Here is a 13,497-nt window from a genome sequence, read left to right as displayed (position 1 = left end):
AGTGGCTGGGCTACCTGGATTCGAACCAGGGAATGCTGGCATCAAAAGCCAGTGCCTTACCGCTTGGCGATAGCCCAACAGGATATCAATTAAGATATCTAAATAATGGTGCGGTCGGAGAGACTTGAACTCTCACACCTCTCGGCGCCAGAACCTAAATCTGGTGCGTCTACCAATTCCGCCACGACCGCAGCAAATCTTTATAGTTATATCGACATTGGTGATTCAATATAACGTTGTTTGTTCTTTTTCTTTCATAAGAAAGAATGGTGGCTACTGCGGGATTCGAACCTGCGACCCCATCATTATGAGTGATGTGCTCTAACCAACTGAGCTAAGTAGCCATTTCCAAATTGTTGCTCATTTCGAGACGTTGCCGCTTCGTTGTGAACGGGGCGCATTATGCGGAGTTGAGTGAAACCCGTCAACTTTTTTTTTGAATAAATCACGAATAAACATCTGTTCGGTTTCTTTTTAGTCAAAGAGGCGTATTTGTCAGCAAAAAATAGGTTCAAATGCCGATATATATAGGAAGTTAAGTTTTGGATACGAAGCTCTTTAGAAAGAGCGAAAACGAAAAAGGCCAGTGAATTCACTGGCCTTTTATTAGATGTTTATCGGTAATTAAACGTTGAAACGGAAGTGAACAACATCGCCATCTTTAACGATGTATTCTTTGCCTTCAAGACGCCATTTACCTGCATCTTTTGCTCCGCTTTCACCGCCAAACTCGATGAAATGTTCGTAACCAACTACTTCTGCACGGATGAATCCTTTTTCGAAGTCGGTGTGGATCTTACCGGCTGCTTGTGGCGCAGTTGCACCTACAGGGATCGTCCAAGCGCGAACTTCTTTAACACCCGCAGTGAAGTAAGTCTGAAGAGTCAGTAGTTCGTAACCAGAGCGAATCACTCGGTTAAGACCTGGTTCTTCGATACCCATGTCTGCAAGGAACTCTTCGCGATCTTCATCGTCCAGCTCAGAAAGCTCAGATTCGATTGCAGCACATACAGCAACAACAACGTTGTTCTCTTTTTCTGCATACTCGCGAACGGCGTCTAGGTAAGGGTTGTTTTCGAAACCATCTTCAGCAACGTTTGCGATGTACATTGTTGGCTTAAGCGTTAGGAAGTTAAGGTAGTCGATTGCTGCGACTTCTTCTTTGCCCAGTTCAACAGTACGAGCCATACCACCTTCAGTTAGGATCGGTAGTAGCTTTTCAAGAACTGTAGTTTCAAACTTGGCGTCTTTATCGCCGCCTTTTGCTTTTTTAGCATTGCGGAAGATCGCACGTTCACAGCTATCTAGATCGGCAAGAGCAAGCTCAAGGTTGATCACTTCGATATCTTCGATAGGAGATACTTTGCCAGAAACGTGAACGATGTTTTCGTTTTCAAAGCAGCGTACAACGTGACCGATAGCGTCAGTTTCGCGGATGTTAGCTAGGAATTTGTTACCTAGACCTTCACCTTTAGATGCGCCAGCAACTAGGCCTGCGATGTCTACGAATTCCATTGTCGTTGGAAGGATCTTCTGTGGATTAACAATTTTTGCTAATGCATCTAAGCGTAGATCTGGAACCGGAACGATACCTGTGTTTGGTTCGATCGTACAAAATGGAAAGTTTGCTGCTTCGATGCCTGCTTTAGTCAGTGCGTTAAACAGAGTTGACTTACCAACGTTTGGTAGACCAACGATGCCACATTTAAAACCCATGATATAAACCTTATTCTGCTTTGAACGTATGTAAGCGATTTTGTGCTTTTGGTAGGCCATCTTTTAATAAGATGTCTAGGCTGCGAACCGATTCGTCAACGACAGCCTCGATACACTCTTGCTCTTTCGCAGGAGCTTTGCCTAATACATAACCTGCAACTTTATCTTTGTGTCCCGGATGGCCAATGCCTAACCTAAGACGATAGAATTCTTTATTGTTACCCTGCTTGCTGATGATGTCTTTTAGGCCATTGTGCCCGCCATGACCACCACCTTTTTTAAACTTACCAATACCTGGAGGGAGGTCTAACTCATCGTGAGCGACCATGATCTCTTCTGGTTTAATTTGGTAGAACTTTGCCAGTGCTGCAACGGCTTTCCCGGATAAGTTCATAAAAGTCGTTGGGATCAGCAAACGAAGATCTTCACCATGAACCATGATACGACCCGTTAGGCCAAAGAACTTTGGTTCGTTCTTCAGTGTCACGTTGTGTACACGTGCTAATTCTTCAACTACCCAAGCACCCGCATTGTGGCGAGTTTTGGCGTATTCTGGACCTGGATTAGCCAGTCCAACGAGAAGTTTTATTTGTTGGCTCAAGGTATGGATCTCTCTTGGGATTTCAAAAAGCGCCGTATGATATCACAGTTTATGAAAAAGGTGCGAGCTAGCTGATAGCAACTCAATGATTCAAAACTGTGGTCAAATTAACTTTGTGGTCGTTAGATATAAAAAAAGCACTTCATTGAATGAAGTGCTTAATATCTTTTTCAGATTGTTCTGCTAAAGCAAAGCTATAGAGCTTTGATTAGTTGAACATCGCAGAGATAGACTCTTCGTTGCTGATACGACGAATCGCTTCAGCAAGCATGCGAGAAAGGCTTAGTTCAGTTACTTTGCCTGTCGCAGCCATTTCTGGAGAAAGCTTGATTGAATCAGTAACAATAACTTGGTCTAGAACTGAATTGCGGATGTTGTCTGCAGCAGTACCAGAGAATACAGCGTGAGTTGCGTAAGCGAATACACGCTTAGCACCGCGCTCTTTAAGCGCTTCAGCTGCTTTACATAGTGTGCCACCAGTATCGATCATGTCATCAACGATAACACAGTCACGACCTTCAACATCACCGATTAGGTTCATTACTTCAGAAACGTTGGCACGTGGACGACGCTTATCAACGATAGCGATATCAACATCACCTAGCGCTTTAGCTGTAGCACGAGCACGTACAACACCACCAAGGTCTGGAGAAACCACAACTGGGTTTTCTAGGCCACGGTTAGCCATGTCTTCTAGAAGAACTGGAGTGCCGAAAATGTTATCAACAGGTACATCGAAGAAGCCTTGGATTTGCTCTGCGTGTAGGTCGATAGTCAAAACGCGGTCAACACCAACGTTAGAAAGGAAATCTGCAACAACTTTTGCAGTAATAGGCACACGAGCAGAACGTACACGACGATCTTGACGGGCATAACCGAAGTAAGGGATTACAGCAGTAATACGGCCAGCAGAAGCACGGCGCATTGCGTCAATCATTACCACCAACTCCATAAGGTTGTCATTGGTTGGTGCACAAGTTGATTGAATCAGGAATACATCACTACCACGAACGTTTTCATTGATTTGTACAGCGACTTCGCCATCAGAAAAACGGTCTACAGTAGCATCTCCAAGAGAGATGTATAGACGATCAGCAATACGTTGGGCTAGTTCAGGTGTTGCGTTACCAGCAAATAGCTTCATATCAGGCACGGTGGAAACCTCGGGTTGCGTCCAGTTTTAAATAGATTGTGGGTGGGCTGATTGGTATTCAGCCAAAGTTTCTTTTAAAGGCGAAATGTTTCGTCCTCTCGCGACAAACGCGGAAACTGTGTCAGGCAGTTGCTCTAGCACTGATTCAGCTTCTTTTTTGCTGCTAAATTCAGCAAAAACGCATGAACCCGTACCAGTCAATCTCGACGGCGCGTATTGTAGCAGCCATGAAAGTTGCTTATCAACCTCTGGGTACAGCATTCGCACAATTTTTTCGCAATCGTTTACGTATTCTTGCTCTAGAAGCGTTGATAGTGCTCGCTTCGGCGTATTTCGAGTTAATTCTGAATGTGTGAATATGTCTGCAGTTGCTATGCTCACTTGAGGTTTGACAACGAGATACCATTTCTCATCCGGATTAGCGGATTGTAATTGTTCGCCAACACCTTCAGCAAAGGCTGCGTGGCCTCGAACGAAGACCGGAACGTCTGCACCAAGCTTTAAGCCAATCTCTGCTAACTGGTCATCAGACAGGTTGAGTTGCCATAAATGGTTGAGAGCGACTAACACGGTTGCGGCATTTGAAGAGCCTCCGCCAATGCCACCTCCCATAGGAAGCACTTTCTTTAACTGAATATCCGCACCGAAAGTCGTCGATGTATATTGTTGAAGGGCAGTTGCGGCTTTCCAAATCAGGTTATCTTCTGTCGCAACGCCTGGAATTTCAGGTGCAATTGTTATCGAGCTTGTTTCTCGGTTTGCGGTAACCGTAAGTTCATCGCCAAAGTCGACAAACTGAAATAGGGTCTGAAGTTCGTGATAGCCATTATCACGTCGGCCAGTGATATAGAGAAATAAATTCAGCTTAGCTGGCGAAGGCCAGTGCGTTGGCGTTGTTATCATTTTTTCAGTGTCCACTTCGAAACTACAATGTTGATTTTGTTTTCGTCTTGCTTGAATGACAATCGAGTAGGGAGGGGAATTGTCTCTACCTTTGCGTTGTCTTCATCTGATAGTTGCTTACTCGGCATCTCTGTATTGCGATAGTTAGCAAAATTCAGTGTCCATAATTGACTGCTGACTTGTTTAGACAGAGATTCAAGCGTGTTGGTGCTGTTGAGTTGGTAGCTATCTGCTTGGTCGGGAATGCCAAGGAACCATTGCGGCAGGTGATCAATGGGGATCTGTAATCCAGTAAGTTGCTCTACCAATACAGATGCACTTGCATGAGTGAATACCTGATCATCATAAGTGACTACCTTGGCACCCGAGTTGTCAATCGTGAGGTTCAAGGCGGTTTGACCAAGGAAAGTGGTCAGTCTCAATTGGCTTTGATTTGGGGAGTGCTTCCAAATGAAATTAAGGCTTTGGCGTTGCTCTGGAGAAATGTAAGCGAGCTTGCCTGAGGCTTGGTAGTTTTCTATCTGTAGAAGACGGTTTTGGTGACTTTGCCACTCAACGCTGGTCGGTTGTTCTGGTATAGACGAGCAACCCACCATAATTATGGTCATAAAAATAAGAGACGTGATTTTACGAAGCTTGCTCATATTTGCTCACAACTTGTTCAAATTTATCTAAAAAACGCTTCAACTATAGCATTGAATTCACGAACTCAGGAAAACAAATCCCGCTTGCTCTTTAAATAGAGCCATGCATCAAGTAAAATTCGCCCCTTGTTTCCATTCCCTGATCGAGAACTTCTGATACATGTCTTTGCTTGCCGTAGGTATCAATCACAATACAGCGTCGGTTGAATTGCGAGAAAAAGTCGCTTTTGGTCCAGATAAATTATCTGAGGCACTTAAGCAACTTAACGCAAATGCACACGTAAATGGAAGTGTCATACTTTCTACCTGTAATCGAACTGAAGTGTATTGTGACGTCAAAGGCGTGGCAAAAAACAAGTTGATCGATTGGCTGTCTGTATTTCATCAAGTTAGCCCTGAAGAATTAAAACCGAGTATCTACATCCATGAAGAGCAAGCCGCGATTAAGCATTTAATGCGCGTTGCCTGTGGTTTGGACTCTCTGGTTCTGGGTGAGCCGCAAATTCTTGGTCAGGTAAAACAGGCTTACACCGATTCGCGAGAGAACAAATCTGTTGATGCTTCAATGGAAAAACTGTTCCAGAAATCATTTTCTGTTGCGAAGCGAGTTCGAACTGAGACCGAAATTGGTGGCAGTGCTGTTTCTGTTGCTTACGCAGCCTGTACGTTAGCTAAACACATCTTTGAATCAATTGCTGAATCAACGGTGTTATTGGTGGGTGCGGGAGAAACCATTGAACTGGTGGCTAAACACTTGTCAGCTAATGGTTGTACCAAGATGATTGTGGCTAACCGAACTCGTGAGCGTGCTTTAGGGCTAGCTGAAGAATTTGGTGCTGAAGTTATCAGCCTGAATGAGATTCCTGATCATCTGCATCGAGCAGATATTGTGATCAGCTCAACCGCAAGTCCGTTACCTATTATTGGTAAGGGCATGGTAGAGACCGCGCTCAAGACAAGAAAACATCAGCCGATGTTGTTGGTTGATATCGCAGTGCCTCGTGATGTTGAGTCTCAGGTCGGCGAACTGAGTGATGCTTACCTATATTCCGTTGATGATCTTCAGTCGATCGTTGATGGTAATATCGAGCAACGTAAAGTTGAAGCGATTCAGGCTGAAGCAATAGTCAGTGAAGAAAGCGCCGCGTTCATGAGTTGGATGCGTTCACTGCAAGCGGTAGACAGTATTCGCGACTATCGTAAATCGGCCAATGAAATCCGAGAAGAATTATTAAGTAAGAGTTTACAATCACTTGCTGCTGGCGGTGACCCTGAGAAAGTCTTACTTGAGCTAAGTAATAAGCTCACAAACAAATTGATCCATGCTCCAACGCGTGCACTTCAAAGTGCAGCAGAGCAAGGAGAACCTGCAAAATTAATGGTCATTAGACAGAGTTTGGGTCTAGAAAACCCTCAATAATATTCGACCTCCAACAGAATAAGACATTATGAAAGCCTCGATTCTAATAAAGCTTGAAACACTTGTTGAACGCTATGAAGAAGTTCAACATCTACTTGGTGATCCCGATGTACTTGGGAATCAAGATAAATTCCGTGCCTTGTCAAAAGAGTATTCTCAATTAGAAGAGGTGACGGGGTGCTTTAAATCATACCAGCAAGCTCAAGAAGATTTAGAAGCTGCTGAAGAGATGGCAAATGAAGACGACGCAGAAATGCGTGAAATGGCTCAAGAAGAAATCAAAGATGCGAAAGCGAATATTGAACGTCTGACTGATGAGCTACAAATTCTTCTTATTCCAAAAGATCCAAACGATGAGCGTAACTGTTTCTTAGAGATTCGTGCCGGTGCAGGTGGTGATGAAGCAGGTATTTTTGCGGGTAACCTTTTCCGTATGTACTCTAAGTTTGCCGAGAAAAAAGGCTGGCGCGTCGAAGTGATGAGCAGCAATGTTTCAGAGCAGGGCGGCTTTAAAGAGATGATCGCTAAAATCAGTGGCGACGCTGTTTACGGCACCATGAAGTTCGAGTCTGGCGGTCACCGTGTACAACGTGTACCTGAGACTGAATCTCAAGGTCGTGTTCATACATCAGCATGTACCGTTGCGGTTATGCCTGAGATCCCAGAAGCTGATCTACCAGAAATCAAAGCTGGCGACCTTAAGATTGACACTTTCCGTGCATCTGGCGCGGGTGGTCAGCACGTTAACACCACGGATTCAGCAATCCGTATTACTCACTTACCAACAGGTACAGTAGTAGAGTGTCAAGACGAGCGTTCTCAGCATAAAAACAAAGCGAAAGCGATGGCTGTTCTTGCGGCTCGTATAGTTCAAGCTGAAGAAGAGCGTCGTGCTGCTGCGATTTCAGATACACGTCGTAACCTATTAGGTTCTGGTGACCGTAGTGACCGTATTCGTACGTACAACTACCCTCAAGGCCGTGTTTCTGATCACCGCATCAACTTAACTATCTACCGCCTGAACGAAGTTCTGGAAGGTGATATGCAAAGCCTGCTTGATCCAGTTCTACAAGAGCACCAAGCCGATCAACTAGCAGCACTTGCTGAGCACAACTAATTACTATGCAGTCAGCATATACGGTTGAAAGTGCTTTAAAGTCAGCAATCGTACAGCTTCAAGGGGGCGATAACACATCGCCCTCGATTGATGCTGCGGTACTGCTTTGCCACGCCTTAGATAAACCAAGATCTTACCTACTGACTTGGCCTGAGAAGCATCTCACTTCAGAACAAGAATCCGAATTCAATACCCTTCTAAAACGTCGCTTAACCGGTGAGCCTGTGGCTTATATTGTTGGTGAACGTGAGTTTTGGTCGCTGCCGTTAAAAGTCTCTCCTTCTACTTTAATCCCACGTCCAGATACGGAACGTTTGGTTGAAGTAGCGTTAGACAAAACGTATGGCAAGCAAGGTGCGATTCTCGATTTAGGAACGGGTACAGGTGCGATTGCTTTGGCATTGGCGTCTGAGATGCCGAACCGACCAGTGACGGGTATTGACCTTCGTCCGGAAGCGCAGCAACTTGCGACAGAAAACGCTCAGCGATTAAATATCACTAACGCCACTTTTTTACATGGCAGTTGGTTTGAGCCTTTGAACTCAGCGAATTCTGAAGATGAAGCTGTGAAGTTCTCGTTGATTGTCTCGAATCCACCTTACATTGAGAAGAATGACCCTCATTTATCTCAAGGTGATGTGCGTTTTGAACCGATCACGGCGTTAGTCGCTGAAGAGAAAGGTTTAGCTGATATTCGACACATCTCTGAAAACGCACGCGGTTTTTTAGAAAACGAAGGCTGGCTAGCATTTGAACACGGCTATGACCAAGGCTTGGCGGTACGTGAGATAATGCAACATCTGGGCTACTTGGATGTGGTTACAGAAAAAGATTACGGTGGTAATGACCGAGTGACATTGGGTCGTTACTGTTCATAGATAGTGGTTGCTCATAGGCTGCTGTTCATCATCTTGTGAGCAATAGATGATGAACTTGCTAAATTGATACCTTTAACTCGACAATACACTTAACTCGATAATGCATTTAACGTAGAAATACAGAGAATTAACGCAGAAATACAGGGCATTAACGGGTATTGTGTGGCTCGTGTTAACGAAAGCACATATAAAAATATAAAGGAATACCATGTACGAAGGTTTAAAACATTTTCACCTACTCACGATTGCTATAAGCGCGCTACTTCTTTCGATCCGTTTCGCTCTGATGATGGCTAACTCACCGAAGCTTAAGCATCCTTTCTTGCAGCGTTTCCCTCATATCAATGACTCGTTGCTGCTGCTATCGGGTATTGGTTTGATTTTTATTACTGGCTTTATTCCGTTTACACCAGCAGCACCATGGTTAACTGAAAAACTAACCTGTGTAATGGCTTACATCGCATTAGGCTTCTTTGCGCTTAAGTTAGGTAAGAACAAGCTATTGAGAGTTTTCTCATTCTTTGGCGCTCTAGGTTGGCTAGCAATGGCAGGCAAAATCGCAATGACAAAGACTCCAACATTTTTCGGTTAATGACGTATGTACGAATTTTTTGATGAAGACTTTGATCAGCTAGAACTTGCTGAAGGTGCATTGATCCTAAATAAGGCCATTGACCCTGAAACTCAAGATAGTTGGGCAGAGCAAGAACTCGCAAGATTATTAAAAGACGCCGAGTTTGCGTTAGTTAATGAAACCGACGAGCAACAGAAGTTTGAATCCTTTATTCGACTATTCTTTTACGAGTGGGGCTTCGCTGGCGATAAAGACGCTTACTTCTCATCGGAAAACGCGTTTATCGATAAAGTACTAGAGAGAAAGAAAGGGATCCCAGTCAGTCTTGGTGCGATCTTCCTTTTTCTAGGGCGCAAGCTAGGCTTTCCTGTAGAGGGTGTCTCTTTTCCTACTCAGTTTCTGCTTAAAGTCAGTTGGTATGGCCAAACACCGGTCTATATTAATCCTTACAATGGCGAGTATGTTGGTCAGCAAACGTTGCGAGCATGGTTAATTGGCCATGATGGCCCATTGGCTAAGCTGAAAAGTGAACACTTGAAAGTCGCAGACCACCCAACCATTATTGGTAAGTGGTTGGCTTTATTGAAAAGTGCATTGCTGAGAGAAGAGCGTTATACACTTGCATTAAAGTGTACCGATCTGGCGTTAACGTTTGTGCCTGATGATCCGTATGAAATCCGTGACCGTGGTTTCATCTATCAGCAACTGGATTGTCACCAGATTGCCGCCACCGATTATCAGTACTTTATTGATCAATGCCCAGATGACCCTGCATCTGAGTTACTTAAATCTCAAGTGAATGTCATGACGGAAAAAATCGTCGTCGTTCACTAATTAATTATTATTTAGAGAGAATATGATGGAACAGAAAATAGTTCATATTGGCGACATGCCAATTGCTAACGATAAGCCATTTACGCTATTTGCGGGCATGAACGTTCTTGAATCTCGCGATCTAGCGATGCAGATCTGTGAGCACTACGTGAAAGTAACAGAGAAGCTGGGCATCCCTTATGTATTTAAGGCGTCTTTTGATAAAGCGAACCGCAGCTCTGTTCACTCATACCGTGGTCCTGGTATGGAAGAAGGTCTTAAAATCTTCCAAGAGCTGAAAGATACCTTTGGCGTGAAGATCATCACTGATATTCACACTGAAGCGCAAGCTCAGCCTGTTGCTGATGTGGTTGATGTAATCCAGCTTCCAGCGTTCCTCGCTCGTCAAACTGACCTTGTTGAAGCAATGGCTAAGACTGGCGCGGTTATCAATGTGAAGAAGCCTCAGTTCATGAGCCCGGATCAAGTAGGTAACATCGTTGATAAGTTTGCTGAGTGCGGCAACGAGAACATCATTCTTTGTGAACGCGGTTCTTGCATGGGTTATGACAACCTAGTCGTTGATATGCTTGGTTTTGGTGTGATGAAGAAATCATCAAACGGTAGCCCAATCATCTTTGATGTGACTCACGCGCTTCAAATGCGTGACCCATCAGGTGCTGCCTCTGGCGGTCGTCGTGAGCAAACTGTTGAGCTTGCTAAAGCGGGTCTTGCTACTGGTGTTGCAGGTCTGTTCCTTGAGGCACACCCGAACCCAGATCAGGCGCGTTGTGATGGCCCATCAGCGCTACCTCTAGATAAACTAGAGCCGTTCTTGAAGCAGATGAAAGCACTTGATGATCTTATCAAAGGCTTTGAGCATATTGATATTAAATAATTGAGATGGATGTGAAGTAACGGAAACGTTATTTAACAAAAGTTGATCTAAGAAAGCCCAGTTCTTTGAATTGGGCTTTTTTTATCTCGTAAAAGCAGCCGAACATAAATCGTTCATTTAAAGAGTTGTTAACGGGGCGGGTTGTTACCTAAGAAACTCGTATATGAGTGTGAGGTCAGTCCTGTTTGCAGTAAATTACTGATGTTCATCACACTTTGTAAGTAAACGATTGCTTGTGATGCAGGGGAAGTTTGAGTGTAATCTCATAATTTTGTTACACTTAACTGCTGAACTATGCGTGACCAATTCGACATAAATATGAAATCATCATGTTACATCTGAAATGTTAATTTAAGATAAGTGATGTGAAGTCTTATTGTTCGAACTCCAAATAAGGGGTCGCAATAGATCATAAAAAGCAGTGGATTCCCCTAAAAAGTTCAAAGGTATGACAATGAAGCAACGCCTTATTCTAAAGACAGCACTAAGTGCTGCAATCCTAGCTACTCTAGCTGGGTGTGCGTCTCAATCAACTCAAGATTGGAACCAAGACGAAACTTACAAGCTAACGGTTCTACACACTAACGACAACCATGGTCGTTTTTGGCAGAACAAATACGGTGAATACGGCATGTCTGCGCGTAAAACGCTTGTTGATCAACTTCGTGCTGAAGTTGAAGCAGAAGGCGGTAGCGTGTTGCTTCTATCTGGTGGTGACATCAACACTGGTGTCCCAGAGTCAGATCTTCAGGATGCAGAACCTGATTTCAAAGGTATGAATAAAATTGGTTACGATGCAATGGCATTGGGTAACCACGAGTTTGATAACTCATTAGACGTACTACAAAAGCAGATCGACTGGGCTAACTTCCCAATGCTATCTGCAAACATCTACGACAAAGCAACTGGCGAACGCAAGTTCCAAGCTTACGAGATGTTTGAAAAGCAAGGTATCAAGATTGCGGTTATCGGTTTAACAACTGAAGATACGGCAAAAATCGGTAACCCTGAGTTCATCGCGAGCATTGACTTCCGCGACCCTAAAGAAGAAGCGAAGAAGCTGATCGCTGAACTTAAAGAAACAGAGAAGCCAGACTTAATCTTCGCTGTGACTCACATGGGTCACTACGAAAACGGCCAACGTGGTGTTAACGCACCAGGTGATGTAGCACTTGCTCGTTACCTTAACGAAGGCGACCTAGATATGATCGTTGGTGGTCACTCTCAAGAGCCTGTATGTATGGAAGGCCCTAACGTTGCGAAGAAAAACTTCAAGCCGGGTGATGAGTGTAAACCAGACGTACAGAACGGTACTTACATCGTTCAAGCTCACGAGTGGGGCAAGTACGTAGGTCGTGCTGATTACGAATTCCGTAACGGCGAACTAGAGATGGTGAGCTACGATCTGGTTCCAGTTAACCTTAAGAAGAAAGTTAAGATTGACGGTAAGAAACAACGTGTTCTTATTCAAGATGAAATCGCACAAGACCCAGAGCTACTTGAATTCCTACGTCCTTTCCAAGAGCAAGGTCAAGCACAGCTAGAAGTTCAAATTGCTGAGACAAATGGCAAGCTTGAAGGCGATCGTAACGTGGTTCGCTTCCAACAAACTAACCTAGGTCGTTTGATTGCGACTTCTCACATGGAGCGTGCACAAGCAGACTTCGCTGTGATGAACTCTGGTGGTGTTCGTGACTCAATTGAAGCGGGCAACGTGACTTACAAAGATGTACTGAAGGTACAACCTTTTGCAAACATCCTGACTTACACAGACATGACAGGTAAAGAAGTTCTAGATTACCTAAACGTTGTGGCGACGAAACCAATCGACTCTGGTGCTTACGCGCAGTTCGCTGGCATCTCAATGACAGTAACGAACGGTGAAGTATCGAACGTATTCATCGGTGGCAAACAGCTTCGTTTAGACGAAACATACCGTTTCACAGTGCCAAGCTTCAACGCGGCTGGTGGTGACGGTTACCCTAAACTTTCTGACCACCCTGGTTACGTGAACACAGGTTTTGTTGATGCTGAAGTACTGAAAGAGTACCTAGAAGCGAACAGCCCGGTTGACGTGAACAAGTACGCACCGTCTGGTCAAATGGTTTACAAGTAACTGAACCCAGTTAATTGAATCATTAGGTGCTAAATTAGATTGACTCTAGCACCATGATAAATTTAACTAAAGCGACGCCTAGGCGTCGCTTTTTGTTTATCTATCGTTTGGATTTTTTATGACCCCAGCAATCAATCTTGCCAAGAAAAAGAAAATCGCTCATACCGTGCATCAGTATCATCACGATGCAAACAACACCAACTATGGATTAGAAGCGGTCGAAGCTCTGGGGCAGGATCCCAAACGCGTGTTCAAAACGCTTTTATTTTGTTTGAACGGCGTCGCTAAAGATTTGGCTGTAGCTGTTATTCCTGTCGACCAGAAGCTAAACCTTAAGCTTGCAGCTAAAGCGGCGAAAGGAAAAAAAGCAGAGATGGCCAATCCTGATATTGCACAGAAAACCACAGGTTATGTTGTGGGTGGAATCAGTCCGCTTGGTCAGAAAAAAGCATTACCTACTTTTGTTCATTCCAGCGCTACCAGTTTTGAAACGATATGTGTGAGTGCAGGGAAGCGAGGGCTAGAAATTGAGTTAGATCCAAAAGACTTAGCGATGCTGACTCGCGGCCAGTTTGCTGATCTATGTTTATAGATTGTCGTCGTCATGATGATAAAACTATCGAATGACAAAAAAGAACGCCCGCTAGACTAATCTAGCGGGCGT

The 13,497-nt window shown here is 44.3% G+C and carries 13 protein-coding genes and 3 tRNA genes; 8 read left to right on the top strand and 8 right to left on the bottom strand.

Translation table 11 applies throughout. The features are described from left to right. Nucleotides 1–2: 2 nt before the first annotated feature. The 8 genes from OW495_RS16265 to lolB all read right to left on the bottom strand — a co-directional run bounded on the left by OW495_RS16265 (nt 3) and on the right by lolB (nt 5,017). A tRNA-Gln gene (locus OW495_RS16265) sits at nt 3–77 on the bottom strand. 29 nt (nt 78–106) lie between these two features. Beyond that, nucleotides 107–191, bottom strand: a tRNA-Leu gene (locus tag OW495_RS16260). A gap of 76 nt (nt 192–267) precedes the next feature. Further along, a tRNA-Met gene (locus OW495_RS16255) sits at nt 268–344 on the bottom strand. Nucleotides 345–624: 280 nt separating this feature from the next. Continuing rightward, entirely contained in the window at nt 625–1,716 is a 1,092-nt protein-coding gene (ychF, locus tag OW495_RS16250; RefSeq protein WP_029223453.1) for a redox-regulated ATPase YchF, read from the bottom strand. Between the two features lie 10 nt (nt 1,717–1,726). Further along, nucleotides 1,727–2,317: an aminoacyl-tRNA hydrolase gene (gene pth, locus OW495_RS16245; protein WP_010439162.1), complete on the bottom strand. Its 591-nt coding sequence runs from the start codon at nt 2,315–2,317 to the stop codon at nt 1,727–1,729. A 208-nt stretch (nt 2,318–2,525) separates the two neighbouring features. Further along, complete coding sequence (locus tag OW495_RS16240) at nt 2,526–3,470, bottom strand: ribose-phosphate pyrophosphokinase (protein WP_017106306.1); 945 nt, start codon at nt 3,468–3,470, stop codon at nt 2,526–2,528. A 27-nt stretch (nt 3,471–3,497) separates the two neighbouring features. Continuing rightward, the gene (gene ispE / locus OW495_RS16235) at nt 3,498–4,373 is read right to left on the bottom strand and encodes a 4-(cytidine 5'-diphospho)-2-C-methyl-D-erythritol kinase (RefSeq protein WP_198599804.1); all 876 of its coding nucleotides are present in this window, start codon (nt 4,371–4,373) and stop codon (nt 3,498–3,500) included. After that, nucleotides 4,370–5,017 (bottom strand): lipoprotein insertase outer membrane protein LolB, encoded by a 648-nt coding sequence (gene lolB / locus OW495_RS16230; protein WP_076668657.1) that lies wholly within the window; start codon nt 5,015–5,017, stop codon nt 4,370–4,372. Before lolB ends, ispE begins: the two co-directional genes overlap by 4 nt. 160 nt (nt 5,018–5,177) lie before the next feature. Between lolB and hemA the strand changes: the two genes are divergently transcribed. From hemA to ybaK, 8 genes are all read left to right on the top strand, one after another. After that, nucleotides 5,178–6,437 carry a glutamyl-tRNA reductase gene (gene hemA / locus OW495_RS16225; protein WP_017110181.1) on the top strand — a complete coding sequence of 420 codons (1,260 nt, stop codon included), beginning with the start codon at nt 5,178–5,180 and terminating at the stop codon, nt 6,435–6,437. Nucleotides 6,438–6,465: 28 nt separating this feature from the next. Beyond that, nucleotides 6,466–7,554 carry a peptide chain release factor 1 gene (gene prfA / locus OW495_RS16220; protein WP_009848728.1) on the top strand — a complete coding sequence of 363 codons (1,089 nt, stop codon included), beginning with the start codon at nt 6,466–6,468 and terminating at the stop codon, nt 7,552–7,554. Between the two features lie 5 nt (nt 7,555–7,559). Then, a complete protein-coding gene (gene prmC / locus OW495_RS16215; protein WP_102514088.1) occupies nt 7,560–8,432 on the top strand; it encodes a peptide chain release factor N(5)-glutamine methyltransferase in 873 nt (290 codons plus the stop codon). Nucleotides 8,433–8,640: 208 nt separating this feature from the next. Next, nucleotides 8,641–9,024, top strand: coding sequence for a SirB2 family protein (locus OW495_RS16210; RefSeq protein WP_009848726.1), 384 nt, complete (start codon nt 8,641–8,643; stop codon nt 9,022–9,024). Between the two features lie 6 nt (nt 9,025–9,030). Beyond that, nucleotides 9,031–9,840: a SirB1 family protein gene (locus OW495_RS16205; RefSeq protein WP_102514087.1), complete on the top strand. Its 810-nt coding sequence runs from the start codon at nt 9,031–9,033 to the stop codon at nt 9,838–9,840. 22 nt (nt 9,841–9,862) lie between these two features. After that, nucleotides 9,863–10,717: a 3-deoxy-8-phosphooctulonate synthase gene (gene kdsA, locus OW495_RS16200; RefSeq protein ID WP_017106310.1), complete on the top strand. Its 855-nt coding sequence runs from the start codon at nt 9,863–9,865 to the stop codon at nt 10,715–10,717. A gap of 454 nt (nt 10,718–11,171) precedes the next feature. After that, a complete protein-coding gene (ushA, locus tag OW495_RS16195; RefSeq protein ID WP_029225832.1) occupies nt 11,172–12,833 on the top strand; it encodes a bifunctional UDP-sugar hydrolase/5'-nucleotidase UshA in 1,662 nt (553 codons plus the stop codon). Nucleotides 12,834–12,951: 118 nt separating this feature from the next. Then, on the top strand, nt 12,952–13,425 hold the full coding sequence (gene ybaK / locus OW495_RS16190; protein WP_102281648.1) for a Cys-tRNA(Pro) deacylase: 474 nt from the start codon (nt 12,952–12,954) through the stop codon (nt 13,423–13,425). Nucleotides 13,426–13,497: the final 72 nt, after the last annotated feature.

The organism is Vibrio sp. 14N.309.X.WAT.E.F5 (genome assembly GCF_030397615.1).
GTDB classification, from domain to species: domain Bacteria; phylum Pseudomonadota; class Gammaproteobacteria; order Enterobacterales; family Vibrionaceae; genus Vibrio; species Vibrio lentus.
Note: the sequence above shows the minus strand (reverse complement) of the source record. Positions and strands in the feature narration are given on the sequence as shown.

Coding starts and splice junctions, on each gene's coding strand:
- ychF (WP_029223453.1), bottom strand. CDS start 1,716: ATGGGTTTTAAATGTGGCATCGTTGGTCTACCAAACGTTGGTAAGTCA.
- ispE (WP_198599804.1), bottom strand. CDS start 4,373: ATGATAACAACGCCAACGCACTGGCCTTCGCCAGCTAAGCTGAATTTA.
- lolB (WP_076668657.1), bottom strand. CDS start 5,017: ATGAGCAAGCTTCGTAAAATCACGTCTCTTATTTTTATGACCATAATT.
- hemA (WP_017110181.1), top strand. CDS start 5,178: ATGTCTTTGCTTGCCGTAGGTATCAATCACAATACAGCGTCGGTTGAA.
- prfA (WP_009848728.1), top strand. CDS start 6,466: ATGAAAGCCTCGATTCTAATAAAGCTTGAAACACTTGTTGAACGCTAT.
- prmC (WP_102514088.1), top strand. CDS start 7,560: ATGCAGTCAGCATATACGGTTGAAAGTGCTTTAAAGTCAGCAATCGTA.
- OW495_RS16210 (WP_009848726.1), top strand. CDS start 8,641: ATGTACGAAGGTTTAAAACATTTTCACCTACTCACGATTGCTATAAGC.
- OW495_RS16205 (WP_102514087.1), top strand. CDS start 9,031: ATGTACGAATTTTTTGATGAAGACTTTGATCAGCTAGAACTTGCTGAA.
- kdsA (WP_017106310.1), top strand. CDS start 9,863: ATGATGGAACAGAAAATAGTTCATATTGGCGACATGCCAATTGCTAAC.
- ushA (WP_029225832.1), top strand. CDS start 11,172: ATGAAGCAACGCCTTATTCTAAAGACAGCACTAAGTGCTGCAATCCTA.
- ybaK (WP_102281648.1), top strand. CDS start 12,952: ATGACCCCAGCAATCAATCTTGCCAAGAAAAAGAAAATCGCTCATACC.